Below are 19,955 nucleotides of genomic sequence, written 5' to 3'. Positions count from 1 at the left end.
TCATGGCGTCTCTGCCCTTCCCTTTGGCCGAACCGCCAGATGACTTGACCCGCGAGGCAGGCCGCAAGCTGTTCGCCGGCGAGACCGAGTTTCTCAAAGGCGTCGTCGCCATGTCGGGCCTGCCCCCCGACGACCGGATCGAGGTCTGCTTCGCAGGCCGATCCAATGTCGGGAAGTCGAGCCTGATCAACGCGCTCACTGGCCGCAAAGGACTTGCACGCGCGTCGAATACCCCCGGACGCACACAGGAAATCAATTATTTCACCACGTCCGGCGGCCCATATCTCGTCGATTTGCCCGGCTACGGATACGCAAATGCACCACTTGAAAAGGTGCAAAAATGGCAGCGGCTACTCAAATCCTACCTGCAAGGCCGTGCCACGCTTCGCCGTGCTTTCGTACTCATCGACCACCGTCACGGCATTAAGGGTGTGGATGACGAGATCCTGTCACTGCTCGATAGCGCCGCCGTGACGTTTCAGGTGGTCTTGACCAAAGCCGATAAGGTCAAAGCGAAAGACCGCGAACGTGTGTTGGCGCAGGTCCGCGAAAAGCTGTCGAAACACCCCGCAGCCTTCCCCGAAATCGTCCTGACCTCATCGGAAAAGGGCGACGGTATTGCTACCTTGCGTGCAATCATCGCCTCAATTGGCTGACGTGAGCTCCGCTCACCCGTACTTGCCCGCTCGCCACCCCTCGCGTAACAACGTTTCGAACCCGAGGATCGTCTATGAGAAAGCTCAGCATGAACCGCGATTGGATCGCCACCGCGCGCACATTGAACGAGGCGCTGCCTTACCTGCAACGATATGAAGGCGCGACAGTCGTCATCAAGTTCGGTGGCAATGCGATGGGCGACGACGACGCGATGGCCAGTTTTGCGCGCGATATCGTGCTGATGCGGCATGTCGGGGTGAACCCCGTGGTCGTCCACGGCGGCGGGCCCATGATCAACGACATGCTCAAGAAGCTTGGCGTCGAGAGCGAATGGATCGGGGGCAAACGTGTCACCGATGAAGCCACCATTGAAGTGGTCGAAATGGTGCTTGCCGGTCGCGTGAACAAGCGGATCGTTCAGGCGATCAATGCCGAGGGCGGCCGCGCTGTCGGTTTGTCGGGCAAGGATGCGAACCTCATGGTCTGCGAGCCGACTGATCCCAAACTCGGTTTCGTCGGCACGCCGGTCGAGGTCGATCCCTTCGTTCTAGAACGCTTGGCGGAGAGCGAGACGATCCCGGTCATCGCGCCTATCGGCGTCGGTCGGGACGGTGAAACCTTCAACGTGAACGGCGACACCGCCGCAGGTGCAATCGCCGCGGCACTCAAAGCAGACCGGCTGCTCCTTCTGACCGACGTGCCGGGCGTCAAAGGACGAGACGGAAACTGGGTGACGGAACTCACCGCGTTGCAAATTCGCGAGATGATCTCGGACGGGACGATTGGCGGCGGCATGATCCCCAAGACCGAGACCGCGCTTTCGGCCATCGAAGGTGGCGTCCGAGCCGTGGTCATTCTCGATGGCCGCATAGAAAACGCTTGTTTATTAGAGCTTTATACCGAGCAAGGGCCGGGGTCACTCATCCGTCAGGGGTAAACCCGCCAACGTGCTGCAGTGCAGCTTGTCGCGAGTCGATCGCTGGTCTAGGTTGTCCGCTCACCCGGGAGGACTACATTCATGACTTTGCGCCTGATCCTGACGCGACACGCAAAATCCAGCTGGGACGATCCCCTCATGACTGACCACGACCGACCGCTGAACAAGCGCGGGCGTGCTTCGGCCAGTGCATTGGGACGCTTCCTCGCTGCCAAGGTTTACATACCCGACGAAGTTGTCATTTCGTCCTCGGAGCGCACCCGCGAGACATGGGAGCTCATGTCGCGCGAAGCGGGATTCACGGCCGAGCCGGATTTCGCGTCGTCGCTTTATCTGGCCGAGCCGGATGTAATGTTGAACATACTCAAAGGTTGTTCCGGCAAGACTGTGATGCTCGTCGCGCACAACCCGGGCGTGTCCTATATGGCGCAGGCGATCGTCGATACGCCTCCGGCCATGCATATCTTCGACCGCTACCCGACAGGTGCGACATCCGTCGTCGATTTCGACGTGGAGAGCTGGGACGAAATCACGTGGCGGAGCGGCAAGCTCGTCGATTTCGTGGTCCCCCGCGACCTTATCGCAGCGGAAGAACAAGCGACGGCAAAAGCAACCGCCGCGTAATCGCGGATATCAGTGTCCGATGATCTGGCTCAGGAACTGCTGAGTGCGTTCCGATTTCGGATTATTGAAGAATTCGTGCGGCTCGTTCTGTTCGACGATCTGACCATCAGCCATGAAAATCACTCGGTTCGCGACGGCCTGCGCGAAACCCATCTCGTGGGTGACGCAGAGCATCGTCATGCCCTCCTCGGCCAGTTCGATCATCGTGTCGAGCACTTCCTTGATCATTTCTGGATCGAGCGCCGAAGTCGGTTCGTCGAACAGCATGATGCGTGGCATCATGCACAGCGACCTGGCGATTGCGACCCGTTGCTGCTGACCGCCTGAAAGCTGGCCTGGATACTTCATCGCCTGATCCGGTATCTTAACCTTCTCGAGAAAATGCATTGCCCGCTCGACCGCTTCCTTCCGCGGCACTTTGCGCACCCAGATCGGCGCCAACGTGCAGTTTTCAAGAACGGTGAGGTGCGGGAACAGGTTGAAATGCTGGAAGACCATCCCAACCTCAGAGCGCACCTTGTCGACGTTCTTGAGGTCCGAATTCAACTCCGTTCCATCCACCACGATCGACCCGGCCTGATGTTCTTCAAGTCGGTTGATGCACCGGATAAGGGTCGACTTTCCCGAACCAGATGGCCCGCAGATGACGATCCGTTCACCGCGGTTGACGGTCAAGTTGATGTCGCGAAGGACATGGAACGTCCCGAACCATTTGTTCATGTCTGATATTTCGATGGCCACCTCATCCGAGATCTCCATCCGGGACGCATCAACCTGAGTGTCGAGTTCGAGCGTGGACATTTCATTGATCCTTTATTGATGACCTTTGCGCAGCTTGCGCTCAAGCCACATGGAGTAACGGGACATGGAGAAGCACGAGATAAAGAACAGGATCGCGATGAACCCGTATAGCTCCCAGATGATACCATTCCAATTTGCGTCGGCTCGAATAGAACCTGTAAGGCCGATTGGATCGAGAAGGCCGATGATCGAAACCAACGTCGTGTCCTTGAACAATCCGATGAAGGTCGAGACGATCCCTGGGATGGATATTTTCAAAGCTTGAGGCAGGATGATCAGCCTCTGGGATTTCCAGTAATCCAGCCCAAGCGCATCGGCGGCCTCATACTGCCCGCGCGGCAAGGCCGCCAGCCCACCCCTGATGACTTCGGCGATATAGGCCGACGCAAACAGGGTCGCCATGATCATGACCCTCAGAATGATATCGAAGTTGGTCCCTGGCGGCATGAAGATGTTGAGCAAGGTCGACGCCACAAAGAGCAAGGTGATCAAAGGAACGCCACGGATGAACTCGATGAACCCGACCGAAAGATACTTTACGATCATCAGTTCGGATTGCCGCCCAAGCGCCAGCACTACGCCGAGAAACAGAGATATGGCAATCGCGACGACACCGATCCACACGGACAACATGAAGCCGCCGAACAGACGGCTCTCGACCACTTCGATGCCGAACGGGATGATGCTGGCGAGACCTTGTGAAATCGGCCCGATGGCGAACATCCACCATAGAATCGGCAAGGCAATCGCCAGGATTATTGCCGCCAGATTACCAATCGCGCCCGCAGAGAACTTGAACGCATAGAAGCCGATGACAAGGCCCGCCGCGACCAGCAAAGGCGTCCAGATCACGCCACCCCACATAAGCCACGGCGCAAGGAACAGGAACGCCCCGGTGAACCAAAGCATTTTGGCGGGAAACGCTTCGGTGAAAAGCACCGGCGCCAACGCGACGAAAAGCAAAATGAGCGTCAAGATCGGCCGCCAGCGAAGTTCATCGGGGTAGAAGCCAAAGAGCAACTGCTGCCACCGCTCCCGGATCACTCCGTAGCAGGCACCGCCATGTTCCTTGCCAAGGTCCGAAACGATTTCACGGCACTCATTGAGAGACTGCGCTGCCCAGGTTGGGGACCAGAGCCACGGCAGGATCGAGGAGACGAGCGCGTAAATGAAATAGAGCGATATCAACGTCAGGATCGTGTTGAACCAGCCGGAAAACAGGTTCGATTTCAGCCATCCGATCAAGCCGACTTCCGAGACCGGAGGCTCTCGTTCGGGGAGCATTTCAACGCGGACGTAGGAAAGGCCAGCCATCTCAACGCTCCTTCAACTTGACGGAGTTGTTGTAAATGTTCATCGCGCCTGAGATCGAAAGCGAGATCAACAGGTAAATGAGCATGGTAAGAAGCACGGTCTCGAGCTCGCGTCCGGATTGGTTCAGCGTAATCCCCATCAACGTGCCGGTCAGGTCCATATAGCCCACGGCGATGGCAAGCGACGAGTTCTTGGTGAGGTTCAGATATTGAGAAATGAGCGGGGGGATTATGACTCGAAGCGCCTGAGGCAAGACGACCAGTGACATGATCCGTCGTTGCCTGAGGCCAAGCGCGGCCGCTGCTTCAGTCTGCCCATGTGAGATTGCGAGGATGCCGCCCCGCACGATCTCTGCAATGAAGGCCGCGGTATAGAACGACAGGGCGAGCCACAAAGCGATGAACGAATTGCGCAGGTGCGTGCCGCCCTGAAAGTTGAACCCTTGGAGAGCAGGCTTTCCAAGATAGAACCCGAGCACCCAGAGCAATAGGACGAGCGGGATCAGAACCACCCCCCAGCGCCAGTACCAGGTTCTGGGACGAAGACCCGTCGCGTTCTGTATTCGGTCGGCACGTTTCCTGATCAAGCCGGACACGAGAAGACCTGCCACAAGGGTGGCCAAAATCGCGATGAGGTCCAGGCTTACGTCGAAACGCAAAGACGCGTCGCCGAACAACGATACATCTCCAAGGCCATGGCGCCACGAGACAAAGCCTCCATCCTCGTCCATTCGTCCGAACAACGGTTCCGGCACGTAGATCCCGCGATTTGTCAGCGCGATGCTTTCGCCAACGATCATGTTCGCTGCAGGTTCGTCGCCTCGATAAGCCGACGGAGGGGGTAGGGTTTCAATCAAGATCGCCATTGATAGGACGATCCACAGCAGGACTGGCACATTTCGGAACATCTCGACATAGACTGTCATGATCCGTGCCACGAGCCAGTTGCTCGACAACCGCAAGACCCCGACGACAACGCCGACGATTGTCGCGAGGGCACACCCCGCAACCGCAACCAATAGCGTGTTCAAAAGACCCAGAAGCGAAGCTCTCAGATGCGAGTCGTTTGAGCTGTATTCGAGTAGGCGCTGGTTGATGTCGTATCCCGCGCGTTCTCCGAGAAACCCGAAACCTACGGATTTACCAAGATCAGCAAGGTTCTGAACGGTGTTATTCACCAACCAGCCGATCAAGAGCAGGAAACCGATCAAAGCTACGATCTGGATCGTGGCTGAGCGATACCGGCTATCGTAGAGCAACATGGATGGACGAAAAGTGCCGCCCTCGGGATCGGTCATCGTGGCCATGAAGGTTCCCCGTCATTTCGGATCATTCCCGCACAGCTTGTTCGCTGTGTCCTGCGCCCGAAATACTCTTGTGATTGTCCCTGAAAAGAAAAGGGCGCGGGGGTGATCCCGCGCCCGTCTCTGGCTTACCGGAAGGGCGGTGCGTATTGCAGGCCGCCGTCCTTGTACTGAGCGTTCAAGCCACGCGCGAGGCCGATTGGCGTGGACTCCCCGATGTTCTTCTCGAAGATCTCACCATAGTTGCCTTCTGCCATGATGGCCCGTTTGGCCCATTCAGCATCGAGGCCAAGCATTTCGCCCATTGTGCCTTCGGTTCCGAGAATCCGGTTGATCTCCGGGTTGTCGGTACCGTTCGACAGTTCCGCGATGTTCGTCGACGTGATGCCGAATTCCTCGGCGGCGATGAGCGCGTTCAGCGTCCAGCGCACGATGTCGGCCCATTCGTCATCACCATGGCGTACGAGCGGACCCAGCGGCTCCTTCGAAATGATTTCCGGCAGGATCACGTGATCGCCCGGTGCCTCGAACGAGGCGCGTGTGGCGGCAAGACCGGACGCATCCGTCGTATAGGTGTCGCAGGCGCCAGCGAGGTATTGTTGTTGCGCCTCAGCATTGGTTTCGATCGGAACCGGCTCATAGCTGATGTTGTTGACGCGGAAGAAATCCGCGAGGTTCAGCTCTGTCGTGGTGCCGGTCTGGATGCAGACGGTCGCGCCATCGAGCTCCTTGGCCGAAGACACGCCCAGTGCCTTGGGAACGATGAAGCCCTGCCCGTCGTAGTAGTTTACACCGACGAATGTGAACTTGAGATCCACGTCGCGGGTCAATGTCCAGGTCGTATTACGCGACAGAATGTCGACTTCACCGGACGCCAGCGCCGTGAAACGCGTCTTGGGCGTCGTCGGCACAAACTCGACGGCTTGTGGGTCGCCAAGAACGGCTGCTGCAACCGCACGGCACACGGCAACATCGAACCCTTCCCACTCACCATTGGCGTTTGGCGCGGCGAAGCCGGTCAGACCGGAGTTCGACCCGCATTTGAGCGAGCCACGCGCTTTCACGTCGTCCAGCGTCGCGGCCTGTGCGGCACCGGCCATGAAGCCGGCCACAGTCAGGGCGCCGAGAATAACGGAATTTTTCATATTTACCTCTTCCTGAGTTTTGCCCGTTTCGGGCTTTATGGTTCGGCCAACCGGCCGATAGCGATACGAGGGTGGGGGCAAGCCCCGCCATGCGGAGAGTTTGGGCAATTTCACCTATTGGCGTCAAGGGCGGGCAAAAATCATTAGAACCAGGCATGTCATTGACCTGATTGATTTTTTAACGCGGATGTGGGTCAGCTCGACTAGTTTTTTTGATCGGCCAGTCGAAAAAACAGCGCTGCATCCAAAAATGCCTGCCTTTTCATCGCGGCCTGTTCCGCAGCTTCCTCGTCCTCGCCCCACTGCTCGATCTGCCAATTCTCGTCTACGCGCGACACATCCCATGCCGTTTGCGCGTCGAGGAGGCCATGCGTCACCGCCAAGGCGATCAGCAGGGAGCCCGAGAGTGATACGAGATCGTGGAATGCTGCCAGTTGGAAGGAATCCATCGCGTGGACCTCACGCGACAATCGCCTGAGCGACGCATCGTCCTGAGGAGCGTGCATGATGCCCGTACGCGGCGAGAGGCGAGCATCGAAGGTGACGGCAGCCCAATCAAGTATCGGGTCCCAGGCAACTGCCTGACGGTCGACCAATTCCACCGGGGCCTCGGCCCGATAACAAGTAAGATCCGCGTCGGCATAGGCGGCAAGAAGGTCCGCAACTTCCGAATGCTGTGTAGCCACTTTGTCGAGCGCCGAATTTGCCATCCGTGTTACCGGCATCTTCCCCGGGTCGATCCTCTCCTCAATCGCGTCCCATTCTGCTGCGGCGGCATCCGCGAGATCCCGTGTCGGGAGGATGAAGGCCGTCTTGGCGGGTGTCTTGACCTCGCGAGCATCCAAAAGCACCGCGAAACCGCCATCACGAGACTCTACAGCAGTCTGGGTCCAAAACCGCTTGGGGGCCCATTCACTCATCGTGTGCTCCAGTATTCGTCCAAGGTCGGGACCAGATCGTCGAAGCGTTCAATCACAACGTTCGCTCCGGCCGCCCGCAATTCATCTGGTTCGTGATATCCCCACGTCACCCCGATCGTGAAGACCCCGGCAGCCGCTCCTGCTTCCATGTCGAAGACGGTGTCACCCACAAAAGCAGCAAGGCGCGGATCTGCGCCGGTGTCGTCCAAGGCGGCGAGAATCATCGCAGGGTTCGGTTTCGAAGGGTGGTCGTCGGCCGTCTGGATCGTTGAGAAAACATCCTGCAAATCGTGCGCTTCTATGACCCGTTTCATGCCACGAAGGCTCATCCCGGTCGCGGTTCCGACAAGGACGTCTGGCCTGTTGGACACGTCGCGAATTGCCGCGCGAGCACCCTCGTACAGCGGCGGTGTTCCCGAGGCCTCTCTCTTGCTCATATAGGCGTGTCTGTACGCCTCTGCTGCTTCGACGCGTTCGTGTTCTGTCAAAGTCGGAAACAGCTCCTCGATCGCTTCGGCCAACGAGCGCCCGACGATCCGTGTGATCGCCGATCTTTGTGGCGCTTCAGCACCGACATGCGCAGCAGCCGCCCGCATCGCATCGACGATTGCATGCTGGCTATCAATCAACGTGCCATCCACGTCAAAGATGACGAGCTTCAGCGCTGCCATTCCACGTCCTCGAATGGGTCGTCGGGCGCATCTTCCAAACGGAATCCCACGCTTTCCCAAGTCCGGGACATATGGTCCGGAAGGTCCGCCTCGATGCGAAGCAAACGTTTCGTAACCGGATGTTCAAACTCGATCGACCGCGCATGCAGGTGAAGTTTTTTCGAGATTTCGCCACCCAGCATCGCCCCCCAGCCATCTCCGAGGTTTTCCTGACCCGACCCGCCGTACTTTCCGTCACCGATGATCGGGTGGCCCATTTCGGCCATATGTGCCCGCAACTGGTGGGTCCGTCCGGTCACGGGGACAAGTCCGACCCACGCTGCCCTCTGGGCAAGCGCTTCGATCACTGCGTAGTCCGTTTCGGCGCGTTTCGCACCCTCGACGTTGGCAATTTCTGCGGGATGAACGCACAGCATCTTTTCACCTTCGCCACGGCCGCCATGCCCCGGCGATTTGACCAATCCCCACTTCAACGTCCCCATGCGCGGGCTCGGAACGCCTGCGACGACCGCCCAGTATATCTTGCGGGTGTCTCGATGCCGAAACGCATCCGTAAGCGCTTTTGCTACGGCGCGTGTGCGCGCCAAGAGAAGAACGCCCGACGTATCCTTGTCGAGCCGATGCACCAGTCTTGGTTTTTCGTCGAACCCAAAGCGCAATGCTTCAGCCAATCCATCGACGTGCCGGTTCTGTTTCGAACCGCCCTGCGATGGCAAACCGGGAGGCTTGTTCAACGCTATGATATGATCATCCCGGTAGATCACCGCACCCTTTATCAAGCGCGCGTCCGCATCGCTGACTCGGGCGATTGTCGGTGCCGGTGCGGAGTCAGGTGCCGGCAGCGGCGGAATGCGCACCTCCTGCCCTTCTTCGAGCCGCGTCGATCCCTTTACCCGTCCACCATCCACGCGGATTTCACCTTTTCGACACATCTTCTCGATGCGTCCTTGCGAAACATGCGGAAACTGGCGCCGGAACCAACGGTCCAGTCGCTGGTCGCCATCGCCCTTGCCGACAGTCATTGTCTGCACACGGCTCATGGCACCAACACCCTCGCGGCCACCACGCCTCCTACGATCGCCAACAACGAAAGCCCGACTGACAGCGCGATGTAGACTGCTGCGCTTCCTGTTTGGCCCCTCTCGAACAACGTGAGCGCATCGAGCGAAAACGCCGAGAAGGTCGTGAACCCTCCCAGCACACCCGTCATGAGGAACGGGGCAAGGCCGTGTCCGCCTTTTTTTGCAATCACCACGAACAAGACGCCCATCAGAAATGAACCGAATACATTCACGATCATGGTCCCTGTCGGGAATCCATGACCGAAAGCGCGGGTCGCGCCGATATTGGTGAGGTAACGCAAGCTGGCACCGATTGCGCCGCCTGCGGCCACAGTAAGAAGTGTCTGAACCATATGTTCCTGTCCCGCGCGCGCCGCGCGATGTCAACCGCCCCGCTTGGAACGCAACCCAGTGAAATATGCCACGCGCTTCTTCAATTCCCGCTCGAATCCACGCTCGACAGGTGTGTAGTAGACAGGTCGCTTCATATCGTCAGGGAAATAGTTCTGGCCCGAGAAACCGTCCGCAGCATCGTGGTCGTACTCATATCCCGCTCCATAGCCCTGATCTTTCATCATGCTCGTGGGCGCATTCAGAATGTGTTTCGGTGGCGGTGCAGAACCGGACTGCTTCGCCTCCGAGCGTGCTGCCTTGTAAGCCACATAGCCGGCATTCGATTTCGGCGCGAGCGCGAGATAAATGACCGCCTGAGCCAAGGCAAGTTCGCCTTCCGGACTACCCAACCGTTCATATGTTTCCCAGGCATCAACGCAAATCGAATTCGCCTGAGGGTCCGCGAGCCCAATATCTTCGACCGCCATTCGTGTCAGTCTACGTGCGAGGAAACGCGGATCTTCTCCCCCTTCCAGCATCCGTGAGAACCAATAAAGCGCAGCGTCCGGATCGGATCCGCGGATGGATTTGTGCAAGGCCGAGATAAGATTGTAATGCGCGTCGCCGGACTTGTCGTATTGCGCTGCTCGGCGCATGAGTCTCGTGGCCAACGCGTCACGGTCGAGCTTGCCGTCCACCTCCCAGGCCATGATTTGCTCGACAATGTTCAGAAGCGCCCGTCCATCGCCATCCGCCATTTCAATCAGTGCTTCCCGCGCTTCACCGGTCAACGGAAGCGCGCGGTCGACCTCCTTCTCAGCGCGTTGTACCAGCCGCTCGAGATCCCCATGATCAAGTCTCTTCAAAGTTATGACTTGTGCCCGCGACAGAACGGCAGCGTTCAATTCGAACGATGGGTTCTCCGTTGTCGCGCCAACGAGGAGGATGGTTCCGTCCTCCATATGCGGAAGAAACCCATCCTGCTGCGCTTTGTTGAATCGATGAATCTCATCGACGAACAACAGCGTCCCCTTGCCGTTCTGACGCCGCAACTTGGCCGCTTCGAAAACTTTTCTAAGATCAGGAACGCCCGTGAAAATTGCGCTGACCTGCACGAAATGAAGGTCCGTCTCATGGGCGAGCAGGCGCGCAATGGTGGTCTTTCCGACGCCTGGCGGCCCCCAGAGAATGAGCGATCCGAGGGAACCGGACGACAGCATCACGCCAAGCGGACCGTCTGCACCAAGCACTTGTTCTTGCCCGATGACATCGGACAAGGATTGCGGCCTCAAACGATCTGCCAATGGCCTCGGACCGGTATCGGGCATCTGTGCGGCGGTGTCGAAGAGATCAGCCATGACCTCTACTTAATCACTTGCAAGGAACGCCGCCAGCGCCACGGGCATGCAGGTGCCGCGAATTTCGCGCCTCGCCTTTCGACCGATACGCCAAAAAGAGGCGCCAGCGCGTCAGAGCAGATTGTATTCCTGTGCCCGCTGGATCGCCTCGGCGGTCGTTCGCACGAAAAGCCTCTCGCGGGCGGCGCGCAGTCGCGCCTTCAGCGCGCTTTCGGATATTCCGAGTAGCGCCGCGGCCTCTGCATGGCGGCTCCCCTTGGCGATCAACCTCAGCGCCATGCGTTGTGCCGGCGTCAGATTGTCGGGCGGTGTCGATTGCTCATGCAGCTTCTCCACCAGAGCCTGTATCTTTTCCATTTCACCATCCGTAAATTCACGGTCTCCGCGTGCGAAGCCGCCGATCGTTCGCGATGATGTAGGGCCAGTCGTTACCGCAATACCAAACTTCAAACCAAAATCGGCAGCCTGCCCCATGATATTATGTGGGTCAGGTAGGTCGATCTCGCTCCAGCGGATAGTTCCATTATTACCGAAACCCCAAAAAACCATCGGATCGGCAAGCATATACCCGTTCTCGGTATATCGTTGCGTCCACCTCGGATCATAGGTCTGGATCATCAAATGCGCGGCCGCAAATCGAATGTGCAAACCTAAAGCATATCCTCGCGGCGCAAGGTCCGAGAGTTGCGCCAGGCCATGATCGAGACCGAGCATCACCGTCATAGATGTCCCCTGAAGTTCAGACCGATGCAGCCTTTACGCTGACATCGTGATTGCAACCAGCAAAAACAACTTTAAATTGTGTGGGTAGAGGGGTGCAAGCTGTTTTTCAATAAGGAAAAGAAATGGGGCCGAAAGACACCGACTTGATTAATTGGTTGAACAACCTCGATGCGGAAGAGAGAAAATCTTTGCTCGAGCTTATTGGCATGACCGAACCCGTGACCGAAATCGAGCCCACCAAACTTGAACTACTCGAAGCAGCACTCGCGCTCCTGCCGGGGTACACGACCGGCAGCAGCAATCGAATACAATGACGAAAAAAGCCCCGCCATTCGGGCGGGGCTTCTCGGAATTCAGAGTATAGCGTTCACTCTTCGGCGAACGCCGCTTCTTCTTCGGCAGCCAGACGCGCCTTGTCGGCGGCGCCTTTTGCGTCAACGTCGCGGTCAACGAATTCGATGATCGCCATCGGAGCCATGTCACCGTAACGGAAACCGGCTTTCAAGACGCGAACGTAGCCGCCGCTGCGGTCCTTGTAACGCGGACCAAGCACGTCGAAGAGCTTGGCGACGTATTCATCCTGCTTGAGTTGCGATGCAGCCTGACGGCGCGCATGCAGGTCTCCACGCTTGCCCAGCGTGACGAGCTTTTCGACCACGCGGCGAAGCTCTTTGGCTTTCGGCAGGGTCGTTTTGATCTGTTCGTGCTCGATGAGCGAGCCAGCCATATTGGCAAAGAGCGCCTTGCGGTGCTCATGGGTGCGGTTGAGGCGGCGGTAGCCTTTCGCGTGACGCATTTTCTATCTCCTAATCTTGCGTTTTTGCTTTGTCTGGCCGGCGATGCGTGTCACCGGCTCTCCTTGGGGCCTTTGCCCAGTCATTCCCCGGAATCCCGGGCATTTGTGCGTCGGGCCGGGTTGCCCCGGCCCGTGAAGATCAGAACTGATCTTCGAATTTCTTGGCGAGATCCTCGATGTTCTCCGGCGGCCATTCCTCGACATCCATGCCGAGGTGAAGCCCCATGCCCGAGAGCACTTCTTTGATCTCGTTGAGCGACTTGCGGCCGAAGTTCGGGGTGCGGAGCATCTCGGCTTCGGTCTTCTGGATCAGGTCGCCGATGTAAACGATGTTGTCGTTCTTCAGGCAGTTCGCCGAACGCACCGAAAGCTCGAGCTCGTCCACTTTCTTCAGCAGAAGCGGGTTGAACTCAAGACCATCGTCTTCGTCCTGGCGGCCAGCCGATTCCGGCTCTTCGAAGTTCACGAAGATCGAAAGCTGATCCTGGATGATGCGCGCAGCGAAGGCCACGGCGTCGTCCGGGGTGATCGAGCCATCGGTATCGACCTTGAGCGTCAGCTTGTCATAATCGAGCACCTGACCTTCACGAGTCGGCTGCACGTCATAAGACACTTTCTTGACCGGCGAGTAGATCGCATCGACCGGGATCAGGCCAATCGGCGCATCTTCCGGCTTGTTCTTGTCGGCCGAGACATAGCCCTTGCCCGTGTTCACGGTGAGTTCCATGAACAGGTCCGCGCCTTCGTCGAGGTGGCAGATCACGTGATCCTTGTTCAGGATCTCGATGCCCGCACTTTCCGAAATGTCGCCAGCCGTCACGACCTGCGGACCCTTCGCGGAAATCGACAGGCGCTTGGGCCCTTCGGCTTCCATGCGGATCGACACGCCCTTGAGGTTCAGGATGACGTCGGTGACATCCTCGCGCACACCGGCGATCGAGGAAAATTCGTGCAGCACGTTGTCGATTTGCACGGACGTGATGGCGGCACCTTGCAGCGACGACATCAGCACGCGGCGAAGCGCGTTGCCGAGGGTCAGACCGAAGCCGCGCTCCAGCGGTTCGGCGACGACAGTAGCCTGGCGCGCCGGGTCATTGCCCGGTTTCACCTGAAGCTGTGTCGGCTTGATCAATTCGGCCCAGTTCTTGTGGATCATGCGTCCCTCCATTCCTGTTCTGCCTCCATGTCCGAAAGGCAAAACGCCCGAGGTTTAAAAATGACGGACTCGGGCACCGGATAACCGGAGCCCGAGCGATAAAAGTACGGCCTCAGACGCGGCGACGCTTCGGAGGACGGCAGCCGTTGTGGGCAATCGGCGTCACGTCACGGATCGACGTGATGTTGAAGCCGATGGCAGCCAGAGCGCGGAGCGCCGATTCACGACCCGAACCCGGGCCCTGAACTTCGACTTCCAGCGTCTTGACGCCGTGATCCTGGGCTTTCTTGCCAGCATCTTCGGCAGCCATCTGGGCGGCGTAAGGGGTCGACTTGCGCGAGCCCTTGAAGCCCATCGTGCCGGCGGACGACCACGAGATCGCATTGCCCTGCACATCCGAGATCAGGATTTTGGTGTTGTTGAACGAAGAGTTCACATGCGCCACGCCTGCGGCGATGTTCTTGGAGACCTTACGCTTGCCTCCGCGACGGGTATCACGTGCCATTGCTCTGAGCCTCCCTTACTTCTTCTTGCCGGCGATGGCTTTCGCCGGGCCTTTGCGCGTGCGCGCATTCGTGTGCGTGCGCTGACCGCGCACAGGGAGGTTGCGGCGATGACGCAGACCGCGGTAGCAGCCAAGGTCCATCAGGCGCTTGACGTTCATCTGCACTTCGCGGCGCAGGTCGCCTTCGACAGTGTAGTTGGCGTCGATGTGTTCACGCACGGCGAGCACTTCGGCGTCCGACAGCTCGTTGACGCGGCGGGTCGGGTCGATGTTCACGGCTTCGCAGATGCTTTTGGCAGAGGTGTGACCAATGCCAGTGATGTAGGTAAGGGCGATCGGGACGCGTTTGTGCGTCGGGATGTTCACGCCGGCAATACGTGCCAAGTGTCTTTTCCTTTTCGTTGCGGTTCCGTAGTTCCGGAACCTTTTTTCACAACGTAAGCCCGCCGGGTTCATCCCCCGCGGGCCGCAGCTGAAACTATGGTCTGGTGCATGCAGGGAGCGACCCGAAATGCACCGATTCCCTTTCGGGATGCGGTGCAATACGAGGGATTGGACATCGCGTCAAGGTCAAGTTGCCCACCGCGAAGGCGCGCCTAACGCGCGTGGCACGGTTGGCGGATAAATATACAAATGACCGTTACCGTCTCATCTCGTTTGACATCAGAGAAGCTCGCGGTAGCGTGAGCGTAGAAAGACAACGCGCGAAAGTCAAAATGCTCTGCCAAATTATGTATCTCAGCCGCTCGAAACACCCGAAAGGGCACGAGAGCGACGCACTCATCCTCGCATCCGCGCAAGCGCGCAATGAGGAAATGGGTCTCACAGGTTTCTTGTTTCGAACCGAACACTCCTTCCTCCAGATCCTCGAAGGTGAGGAGGACAAGCTGGACATCGTCATGAACCTGATCCGTGGCGACTCTCGCCACGAGATCACGTCAGAATGGCCCAAACAGCCCGCCGCCGAACGCTCGTTCGGCTCATGGGCAATGGGGTCCGGCCCGATCCCCCGAGCCGAGATCGAAGCGATGCAGGACCCGAAAGCCGGTGATGACATCGTCTGGTCTGCCATGCTTGGCAAGTTGCGTGAGTTGGCCCAAACCGCAGCTTGAGGAACAATCAAAGTGAAAAGACCCTCCGAAGGCGCAACCTTCGGAGGGTCTTTTCTTAGCTCTGACGTGTTCGCTCAGCCCAGAATCTTCGCGATCGAACCGGCCACCTCGTCGATGGAGGCAAGGCCGTCGATCGACTGCAAGTCACCTTTGGCGTAATAGTAGCCGATCAGCGGCGACGTCTTTTTATAGTATTCCATAAGACGTATCTTGAGGCTTTCCTCGTTGTCGTCCGCACGGGCTTCTTTACCTGCAGCGCGTGCCTCTTCCGCGCGACCAACGATGCGGCCGACAAGCACGTCGTCCTCGACCTGCATTTCGATCACCGCGTCAAGGCTTTCACCCTGCTCCTTGAGAAGCTCGCCAAGTGCGTCTGCCTGCGCGAGCGTGCGCGGGAAGCCGTCGAAAATGAAGCCGCCCTTCTTGTCGCCTTCGAGCTGCTCACGGATCAGACCAATCACGATCTCATCGGTCACAAGCTCGCCCGCGTCCATGATCGCGGCGACCTTGTTTCCCATGTCAGTACCCGATGTCCGCGCCGCCCGAAGCATATCGCCGGTCGACAACTGGATCATGTCGCGCTCCTCCACGAGCTTGGCCGCTTGCGTGCCTTTGCCCGCACCCGGCGGTCCAAGAAGTATGATATTCATCGTCTGGCTGGTCCCTTCCGTCCCTTTTTCGCAGCGCTCCCACCGCGTTTACCGCGCAGCTGCGATTTCTCGATTAGCCCTTCGTACTGATGGGCAAGCAGATGACTTTGCACCTGCGTGATCGTGTCCATGGTCACGGACACGATGATAAGCACCGATGTGCCCCCGAAATAGAACGGGATGGCAAGCTGGCTCCGCGCGATCTCAGGCAGGAGCGCCACCAATGCGAGGTAGCCTGAACCGATCACGAGGATTCGGGTCACGACATAGTCGAGGTATTCGGCGGTCTTGGGGCCGGGGCGAATGCCCGGCACGAACCCGTTCTGGCTCTTGAGGTTGTCGGCCACATCCTCGGTCTTGAACGCGACTTCCTTGGTGTAAAAGAACGTGAAGAACACGATCATCACCGTGAAGAACAGCAGGTAGAGCGGCTGACCGGGGCCGAAATAGGCGAGGATCGTCGACATGACCGGGCCGGCGCTGCCGTCTGTGTTGAAGGTCGACAAAGTCGTCGGCAGCAACAGTAGCGCCGAGGCGAAAATCGCCGGGATCACGCCCGCCGGGTTCACCTTGATCGGCAGGTGGCTGGAGCCGCCGTCATACATCTTCATTCCGACCTGGCGGCGCGGATACTGGATGTGGATCTTGCGCAGCGCGCGTTCCATGAACACGACGAAGGCGAAGACCGCGATGACCATGGCGATGACGCCGATGATGACTGCCGGGCTGATCGCCCCAGAACGCCCCTGGCTCAGGAACTGGGCGAAAGCCGCCGGAAGCTCGGCGACGATGCCGACGAAGATGATGAGCGAGATACCGTTGCCGATGCCGCGTGCGGTGATCTGTTCACCAAGCCACATGAGGAACATGGTACCGCCGACCAGCGTCACCACGGCGGACGCAACGAAGAACGCACCCGGATTGGACACGAGATCGCCCGCCTGAAGGCTGTTGGCCAGCGCGAACGCCTGCCCGGTGGCCAGCAGAACGGTGCCGTAGCGCGTGTACTGGTTGATCTTCTTGCGCCCCTGTTCGCCCTCTTTCTTGAGTTGCTTGAGAGGCTCCCACATCGACGCCAGAAGCTGCACGATGATCGAGGCCGAGATATAGGGCATGATGCCCAGGGCGAAGACGCCCATACGTCCCAGCGCGCCGCCGGTGAACATCGAAAGGATGCCGCCGATGCCGCTCGCGGCCTGTTCCATGAAATCGCGAAGCGCGCCTGCGTCGATCCCCGGTACCGGGATATAGGTCCCGACGCGGTAGATGATCAGAAGCCCGATCGTGTAGAAAATACGTTGGCGAAGTTCGGTCGCCTTGCCCAGCGTTCCCCAGTTGAGGTTCGCTGCCATTTGTTCCGCTGCAGATGCCATGTGGCCCCCTGTTCAGGAAAACGCCGCCGGACCGTACCCGGCTCCGGCGGCGCTATAGGTCGTGCGCATATCTAAGGGGCGTGATCGCCCCCGACAAGCGTTACTCTGCCGCAGAAGCCGTGGTGAGCTTGCCACCCGCCTTTTCGACGGCTTCGATCGCGGATTTCGACGCACCGGTCACGGTGATGTTCGCCTTGGCGTTGTAGTCGCCTTTGGCGAGAACACGCACACCGTCGAGTTTGCGGCGAACGACGCCGGCCTCGACAAGGCTGTCCTCGGTGATGTCGCCGGACAGTTTCTTTGCGTCGATGAATTTCTGGATGATGCCAAGGTTCACGACAGCGTACTTCTTGCGGTTCGGCTTGTTGAAGCCGCGCTTGGGAAGACGCTGGTAAAGGGGCATCTGGCCGCCTTCGTAGCCTGCGATGGCCACACCCGAACGCGACTTCTGACCTTTGATACCACGGCCGGCGGTCTTACCCTTGCCGGAACCGGGACCACGGCCCACGCGCATACGTTTCTTGACGGCACCGGGGTTGTCCCGGAGTTCATTGAGTTTCATATCGCTTCTCCTTTGCCGGATGTGGCCCGCGAAGCGAGATGGGCCAACCACGGCGTTTCTTGATTTGATTCTGCGCGGGCGTTTCCCGCACCGGGCGCGTATAGACGCTTGAACCAAAGGAAACAAGCCCCGGCAAACGACCGGGGCTTGTGTTCAGCAGAGGGCGGTCATTGATCTGACTTGATCGCTGCCTCAGCCCATGTCGCCTTCGCCGTACCAGCCGCCCATCTTGACCTCGGTATCGCCTTCGAGCATGGCGGCGAAGTCCTCCGGATCCTGTGTGCCGTCGTCACGGCCGCGGTAGTGATACGGGTATACGTATGTCGGCGCGAACTCCGACACCGCGCTCGCCGCTGCTTCGGCATCCATCGTGAATGGCAGGTTCATGCATACGAAGGCGAGGTCGATATCTTCGAGCGCACGCATCTCGGGAGTGTCCTCGGTGTCACCAGAGACATAGACCCGGAAGCCCTCGAAACTCAGCACGTAACCGTTGTCGCGCCCTTCGGGATGGAAATCCGTCCTGCCCTCCGTGATGTTGTAGGCTGGAATCGCGTCGATGGTCAGACCGTTCCAGTCGGTCGTCTCGCCATTGCCGATGCTTTCGGCCCCTTCGGCCAAGTCCTCGGGAAGCATCCCGTTCACCGCCGGGTTGGTGATGAGATGCGCCTCACCCTTGATCGCTGACAAAACATCGGCGCTGTAATGGTCACCATGTTCGTGCGTCACGAGGATCAGGTCGGGCGCGGGGAAATCGGCATAATCCTCCGCAGCCCCGACCGGGTCCACGTAGATCACGCCCATCGGCGTCTCCATGACAAATGAGGCGTGGGACACCGGGTGCACGGAGATGTCGCCGCCGTCCGTCTGGAACATGTTGGACGAATGGCTCGCCGCCATGCTCGCATATGGCAGAATGGTAATCGCACCGGTCGCGGCCGCCGCGCCGGTGAGGAATGTACGTCTCGTCGTCTGCATTTTGTCTCTCCCTGTTGGCTTTGTTAGCTACAGGGTACTACGCGCGAGACGAAGCTGCGTTCACATTCCTAGGCTGTAGATCACGGAGGGGTGAGAATCCCATCCACTCGATGGGGAGCCTGGAAAGCGAAACACCCCGGTCAAACCTGGCCGGGGTGCTCTCAAATTCAAAGGTAGGGTGGATAAGACCCACCCACTGATCTTATCCGCGCTCTTCCACGATCTGGACGAGGTGCGGGATGGAATTGACCATGCCACGCACGGAGGGGGTATCCTCCAGCTCGCGGGTCTTGTGCATCTTGTTGAGGCCCAGGCCCTTCAGCGTGTCGCGCTGTTTGGCGGGGCGCCGGATCGGGGAGCCGATCTGTTTGACAACGATGGTTTTCGCCATGTCTCTCAGGCCTCCTCAGCCACTTGGCTCGACTCTTGCGGCGCCTCGTCACGGGCGGGCAGGATGTCGGCGACTTTCTTGCCGCGGCGCTGCGCGACGGAACGCGGGGACTGCTCTTTCGAGAGACCGTTCAGCGTTGCGCGGATCATGTTGTAGGGGTTCTGCGACCCGACCGACTTCGCGACCACGTCCTGAACGCCGAGCATTTCGAACACGGCACGCATCGGACCACCGGCGATGATCCCGGTACCTTGCGGAGCGGTGCGCATCACGACGCGGCCAGCACCGTGGCGACCGTCGATGTCGTGGTGCAGCGTCCGGCCCTCTTTAAGCGGCACGCGCACCATGTTGCGCTTGGCGGCTTCGGTCGCCTTGCGGATCGCCTCGGGGACCTCTTTGGCTTTACCTTTGCCGAAACCGACGCGGCCTTTCTGATCGCCCACGACGACGAGAGCTGCAAAGCCGAAACGCTTACCACCCTTCACGGTCTTGGACACACGGTTGATCGCAACCAGGCGATCGGCGAATTCCGGGGTTTCGTCGCGGTCGCGGCGATTGTTCCGGCGATTGTCACGTTCTGCCATC

At 58.9% G+C, this 19,955-nt stretch carries 25 protein-coding genes; 5 read left to right on the top strand and 20 right to left on the bottom strand.

Annotated features, from left to right (window positions below):
- The first annotated feature begins 2 nt into the window (after positions 1–2).
- The 3 genes from yihA to KJP28_RS16685 all read left to right on the top strand — a co-directional run bounded on the left by yihA (position 3) and on the right by KJP28_RS16685 (position 2,218).
- Complete coding sequence (yihA, locus tag KJP28_RS16695; protein WP_218393766.1) at positions 3–656, top strand: ribosome biogenesis GTP-binding protein YihA/YsxC; 654 nt, start codon at positions 3–5, stop codon at positions 654–656.
- Positions 657–730: 74 nt separating this feature from the next.
- The gene (gene argB / locus KJP28_RS16690; RefSeq protein WP_218393765.1) at positions 731–1,594 is read left to right on the top strand and encodes an acetylglutamate kinase; all 864 of its coding nucleotides are present in this window, start codon (positions 731–733) and stop codon (positions 1,592–1,594) included.
- An 81-nt stretch (positions 1,595–1,675) separates the two neighbouring features.
- Positions 1,676–2,218: a SixA phosphatase family protein gene (locus tag KJP28_RS16685; RefSeq protein ID WP_218393764.1), complete on the top strand. Its 543-nt coding sequence runs from the start codon at positions 1,676–1,678 to the stop codon at positions 2,216–2,218.
- A gap of 9 nt (positions 2,219–2,227) precedes the next feature.
- Here the strand turns inward: KJP28_RS16685 and KJP28_RS16680 are convergent, their stop codons facing one another.
- The 10 genes from KJP28_RS16680 to KJP28_RS16635 all read right to left on the bottom strand — a co-directional run bounded on the left by KJP28_RS16680 (position 2,228) and on the right by KJP28_RS16635 (position 11,847).
- Positions 2,228–3,019, bottom strand: coding sequence for an amino acid ABC transporter ATP-binding protein (locus tag KJP28_RS16680; RefSeq protein WP_272490530.1), 792 nt, complete (start codon positions 3,017–3,019; stop codon positions 2,228–2,230).
- A 12-nt stretch (positions 3,020–3,031) separates the two neighbouring features.
- Positions 3,032–4,333, bottom strand: a complete 1,302-nt coding sequence (locus tag KJP28_RS16675; protein WP_218393763.1) for an amino acid ABC transporter permease — start codon at positions 4,331–4,333, stop codon at positions 3,032–3,034.
- A 1-nt stretch (position 4,334) separates the two neighbouring features.
- Positions 4,335–5,639 (bottom strand): amino acid ABC transporter permease, encoded by a 1,305-nt coding sequence (locus tag KJP28_RS16670; protein WP_218393762.1) that lies wholly within the window; start codon positions 5,637–5,639, stop codon positions 4,335–4,337.
- 125 nt (positions 5,640–5,764) lie between these two features.
- A complete protein-coding gene (locus tag KJP28_RS16665) occupies positions 5,765–6,781 on the bottom strand; it encodes an amino acid ABC transporter substrate-binding protein (protein ID WP_218393761.1) in 1,017 nt (338 codons plus the stop codon).
- 203 nt (positions 6,782–6,984) lie between these two features.
- Positions 6,985–7,701 (bottom strand): ATP12 family chaperone protein, encoded by a 717-nt coding sequence (locus tag KJP28_RS16660; RefSeq protein WP_218393760.1) that lies wholly within the window; start codon positions 7,699–7,701, stop codon positions 6,985–6,987.
- The gene (locus tag KJP28_RS16655) at positions 7,698–8,372 is read right to left on the bottom strand and encodes an HAD-IA family hydrolase (RefSeq protein ID WP_218393759.1); all 675 of its coding nucleotides are present in this window, start codon (positions 8,370–8,372) and stop codon (positions 7,698–7,700) included. The genes KJP28_RS16660 and KJP28_RS16655 overlap by 4 nt, the downstream gene beginning before the upstream one ends.
- Positions 8,360–9,412: an RluA family pseudouridine synthase gene (locus tag KJP28_RS16650; RefSeq protein WP_218393758.1), complete on the bottom strand. Its 1,053-nt coding sequence runs from the start codon at positions 9,410–9,412 to the stop codon at positions 8,360–8,362. The genes KJP28_RS16655 and KJP28_RS16650 overlap by 13 nt, the downstream gene beginning before the upstream one ends.
- Positions 9,409–9,786 carry a fluoride efflux transporter CrcB gene (crcB, locus tag KJP28_RS16645; RefSeq protein WP_218393757.1) on the bottom strand — a complete coding sequence of 126 codons (378 nt, stop codon included), beginning with the start codon at positions 9,784–9,786 and terminating at the stop codon, positions 9,409–9,411. The genes KJP28_RS16650 and crcB overlap by 4 nt, the downstream gene beginning before the upstream one ends.
- Positions 9,787–9,816: 30 nt before the next feature.
- A complete protein-coding gene (locus KJP28_RS16640) occupies positions 9,817–11,124 on the bottom strand; it encodes a replication-associated recombination protein A (RefSeq protein ID WP_218393756.1) in 1,308 nt (435 codons plus the stop codon).
- 111 nt (positions 11,125–11,235) lie between these two features.
- Positions 11,236–11,847 carry a helix-turn-helix transcriptional regulator gene (locus tag KJP28_RS16635; protein ID WP_218393755.1) on the bottom strand — a complete coding sequence of 204 codons (612 nt, stop codon included), beginning with the start codon at positions 11,845–11,847 and terminating at the stop codon, positions 11,236–11,238.
- A 122-nt stretch (positions 11,848–11,969) separates the two neighbouring features.
- On the opposite strand from KJP28_RS16635, the gene KJP28_RS16630 reads away from it, so the two are divergent.
- Positions 11,970–12,161, top strand: a complete 192-nt coding sequence (locus tag KJP28_RS16630; protein ID WP_218393754.1) for a hypothetical protein — start codon at positions 11,970–11,972, stop codon at positions 12,159–12,161.
- A 53-nt stretch (positions 12,162–12,214) separates the two neighbouring features.
- Here the strand turns inward: KJP28_RS16630 and rplQ are convergent, their stop codons facing one another.
- The 4 genes from rplQ to rpsM all read right to left on the bottom strand — a co-directional run bounded on the left by rplQ (position 12,215) and on the right by rpsM (position 14,688).
- Positions 12,215–12,643: a 50S ribosomal protein L17 gene (gene rplQ, locus KJP28_RS16625; RefSeq protein ID WP_218393753.1), complete on the bottom strand. Its 429-nt coding sequence runs from the start codon at positions 12,641–12,643 to the stop codon at positions 12,215–12,217.
- Positions 12,644–12,782: 139 nt separating this feature from the next.
- Positions 12,783–13,799, bottom strand: a complete 1,017-nt coding sequence (locus KJP28_RS16620; RefSeq protein WP_218393752.1) for a DNA-directed RNA polymerase subunit alpha — start codon at positions 13,797–13,799, stop codon at positions 12,783–12,785.
- Between the two features lie 112 nt (positions 13,800–13,911).
- A complete protein-coding gene (rpsK, locus tag KJP28_RS16615; RefSeq protein WP_218393751.1) occupies positions 13,912–14,304 on the bottom strand; it encodes a 30S ribosomal protein S11 in 393 nt (130 codons plus the stop codon).
- A gap of 15 nt (positions 14,305–14,319) precedes the next feature.
- Positions 14,320–14,688: a 30S ribosomal protein S13 gene (gene rpsM / locus KJP28_RS16610; protein WP_218393750.1), complete on the bottom strand. Its 369-nt coding sequence runs from the start codon at positions 14,686–14,688 to the stop codon at positions 14,320–14,322.
- A gap of 332 nt (positions 14,689–15,020) precedes the next feature.
- On the opposite strand from rpsM, the gene KJP28_RS16605 reads away from it, so the two are divergent.
- Positions 15,021–15,416: a BLUF domain-containing protein gene (locus KJP28_RS16605; RefSeq protein ID WP_218393749.1), complete on the top strand. Its 396-nt coding sequence runs from the start codon at positions 15,021–15,023 to the stop codon at positions 15,414–15,416.
- A gap of 74 nt (positions 15,417–15,490) precedes the next feature.
- On the opposite strand, the gene KJP28_RS16600 is transcribed toward KJP28_RS16605, so the two are convergent.
- The 6 genes from KJP28_RS16600 to rpsE form a co-directional block, all read right to left on the bottom strand.
- Entirely contained in the window at positions 15,491–16,066 is a 576-nt protein-coding gene (locus KJP28_RS16600; RefSeq protein ID WP_218393748.1) for an adenylate kinase, read from the bottom strand.
- On the bottom strand, positions 16,063–17,439 hold the full coding sequence (gene secY, locus KJP28_RS16595; RefSeq protein ID WP_218393747.1) for a preprotein translocase subunit SecY: 1,377 nt from the start codon (positions 17,437–17,439) through the stop codon (positions 16,063–16,065). Before secY ends, KJP28_RS16600 begins: the two co-directional genes overlap by 4 nt.
- Before the next feature lie 100 nt (positions 17,440–17,539).
- Positions 17,540–18,001, bottom strand: a complete 462-nt coding sequence (rplO, locus tag KJP28_RS16590; protein ID WP_218393746.1) for a 50S ribosomal protein L15 — start codon at positions 17,999–18,001, stop codon at positions 17,540–17,542.
- Between the two features lie 192 nt (positions 18,002–18,193).
- Positions 18,194–18,979 (bottom strand): MBL fold metallo-hydrolase, encoded by a 786-nt coding sequence (locus KJP28_RS16585; protein WP_218393745.1) that lies wholly within the window; start codon positions 18,977–18,979, stop codon positions 18,194–18,196.
- 202 nt (positions 18,980–19,181) lie between these two features.
- Positions 19,182–19,370, bottom strand: coding sequence for a 50S ribosomal protein L30 (gene rpmD / locus KJP28_RS16580; RefSeq protein WP_218393744.1), 189 nt, complete (start codon positions 19,368–19,370; stop codon positions 19,182–19,184).
- 5 nt (positions 19,371–19,375) lie between these two features.
- Positions 19,376–19,954, bottom strand: coding sequence for a 30S ribosomal protein S5 (gene rpsE / locus KJP28_RS16575; protein ID WP_218393743.1), 579 nt, complete (start codon positions 19,952–19,954; stop codon positions 19,376–19,378).
- Position 19,955 lies beyond the last annotated feature (1 nt).

The organism is Maritimibacter dapengensis, from assembly GCF_019218265.1.
Classification (GTDB): Bacteria; Pseudomonadota; Alphaproteobacteria; order Rhodobacterales; family Rhodobacteraceae; genus Maritimibacter; species Maritimibacter dapengensis.
This window is presented reverse-complemented; position numbering and strand designations above follow the sequence as displayed.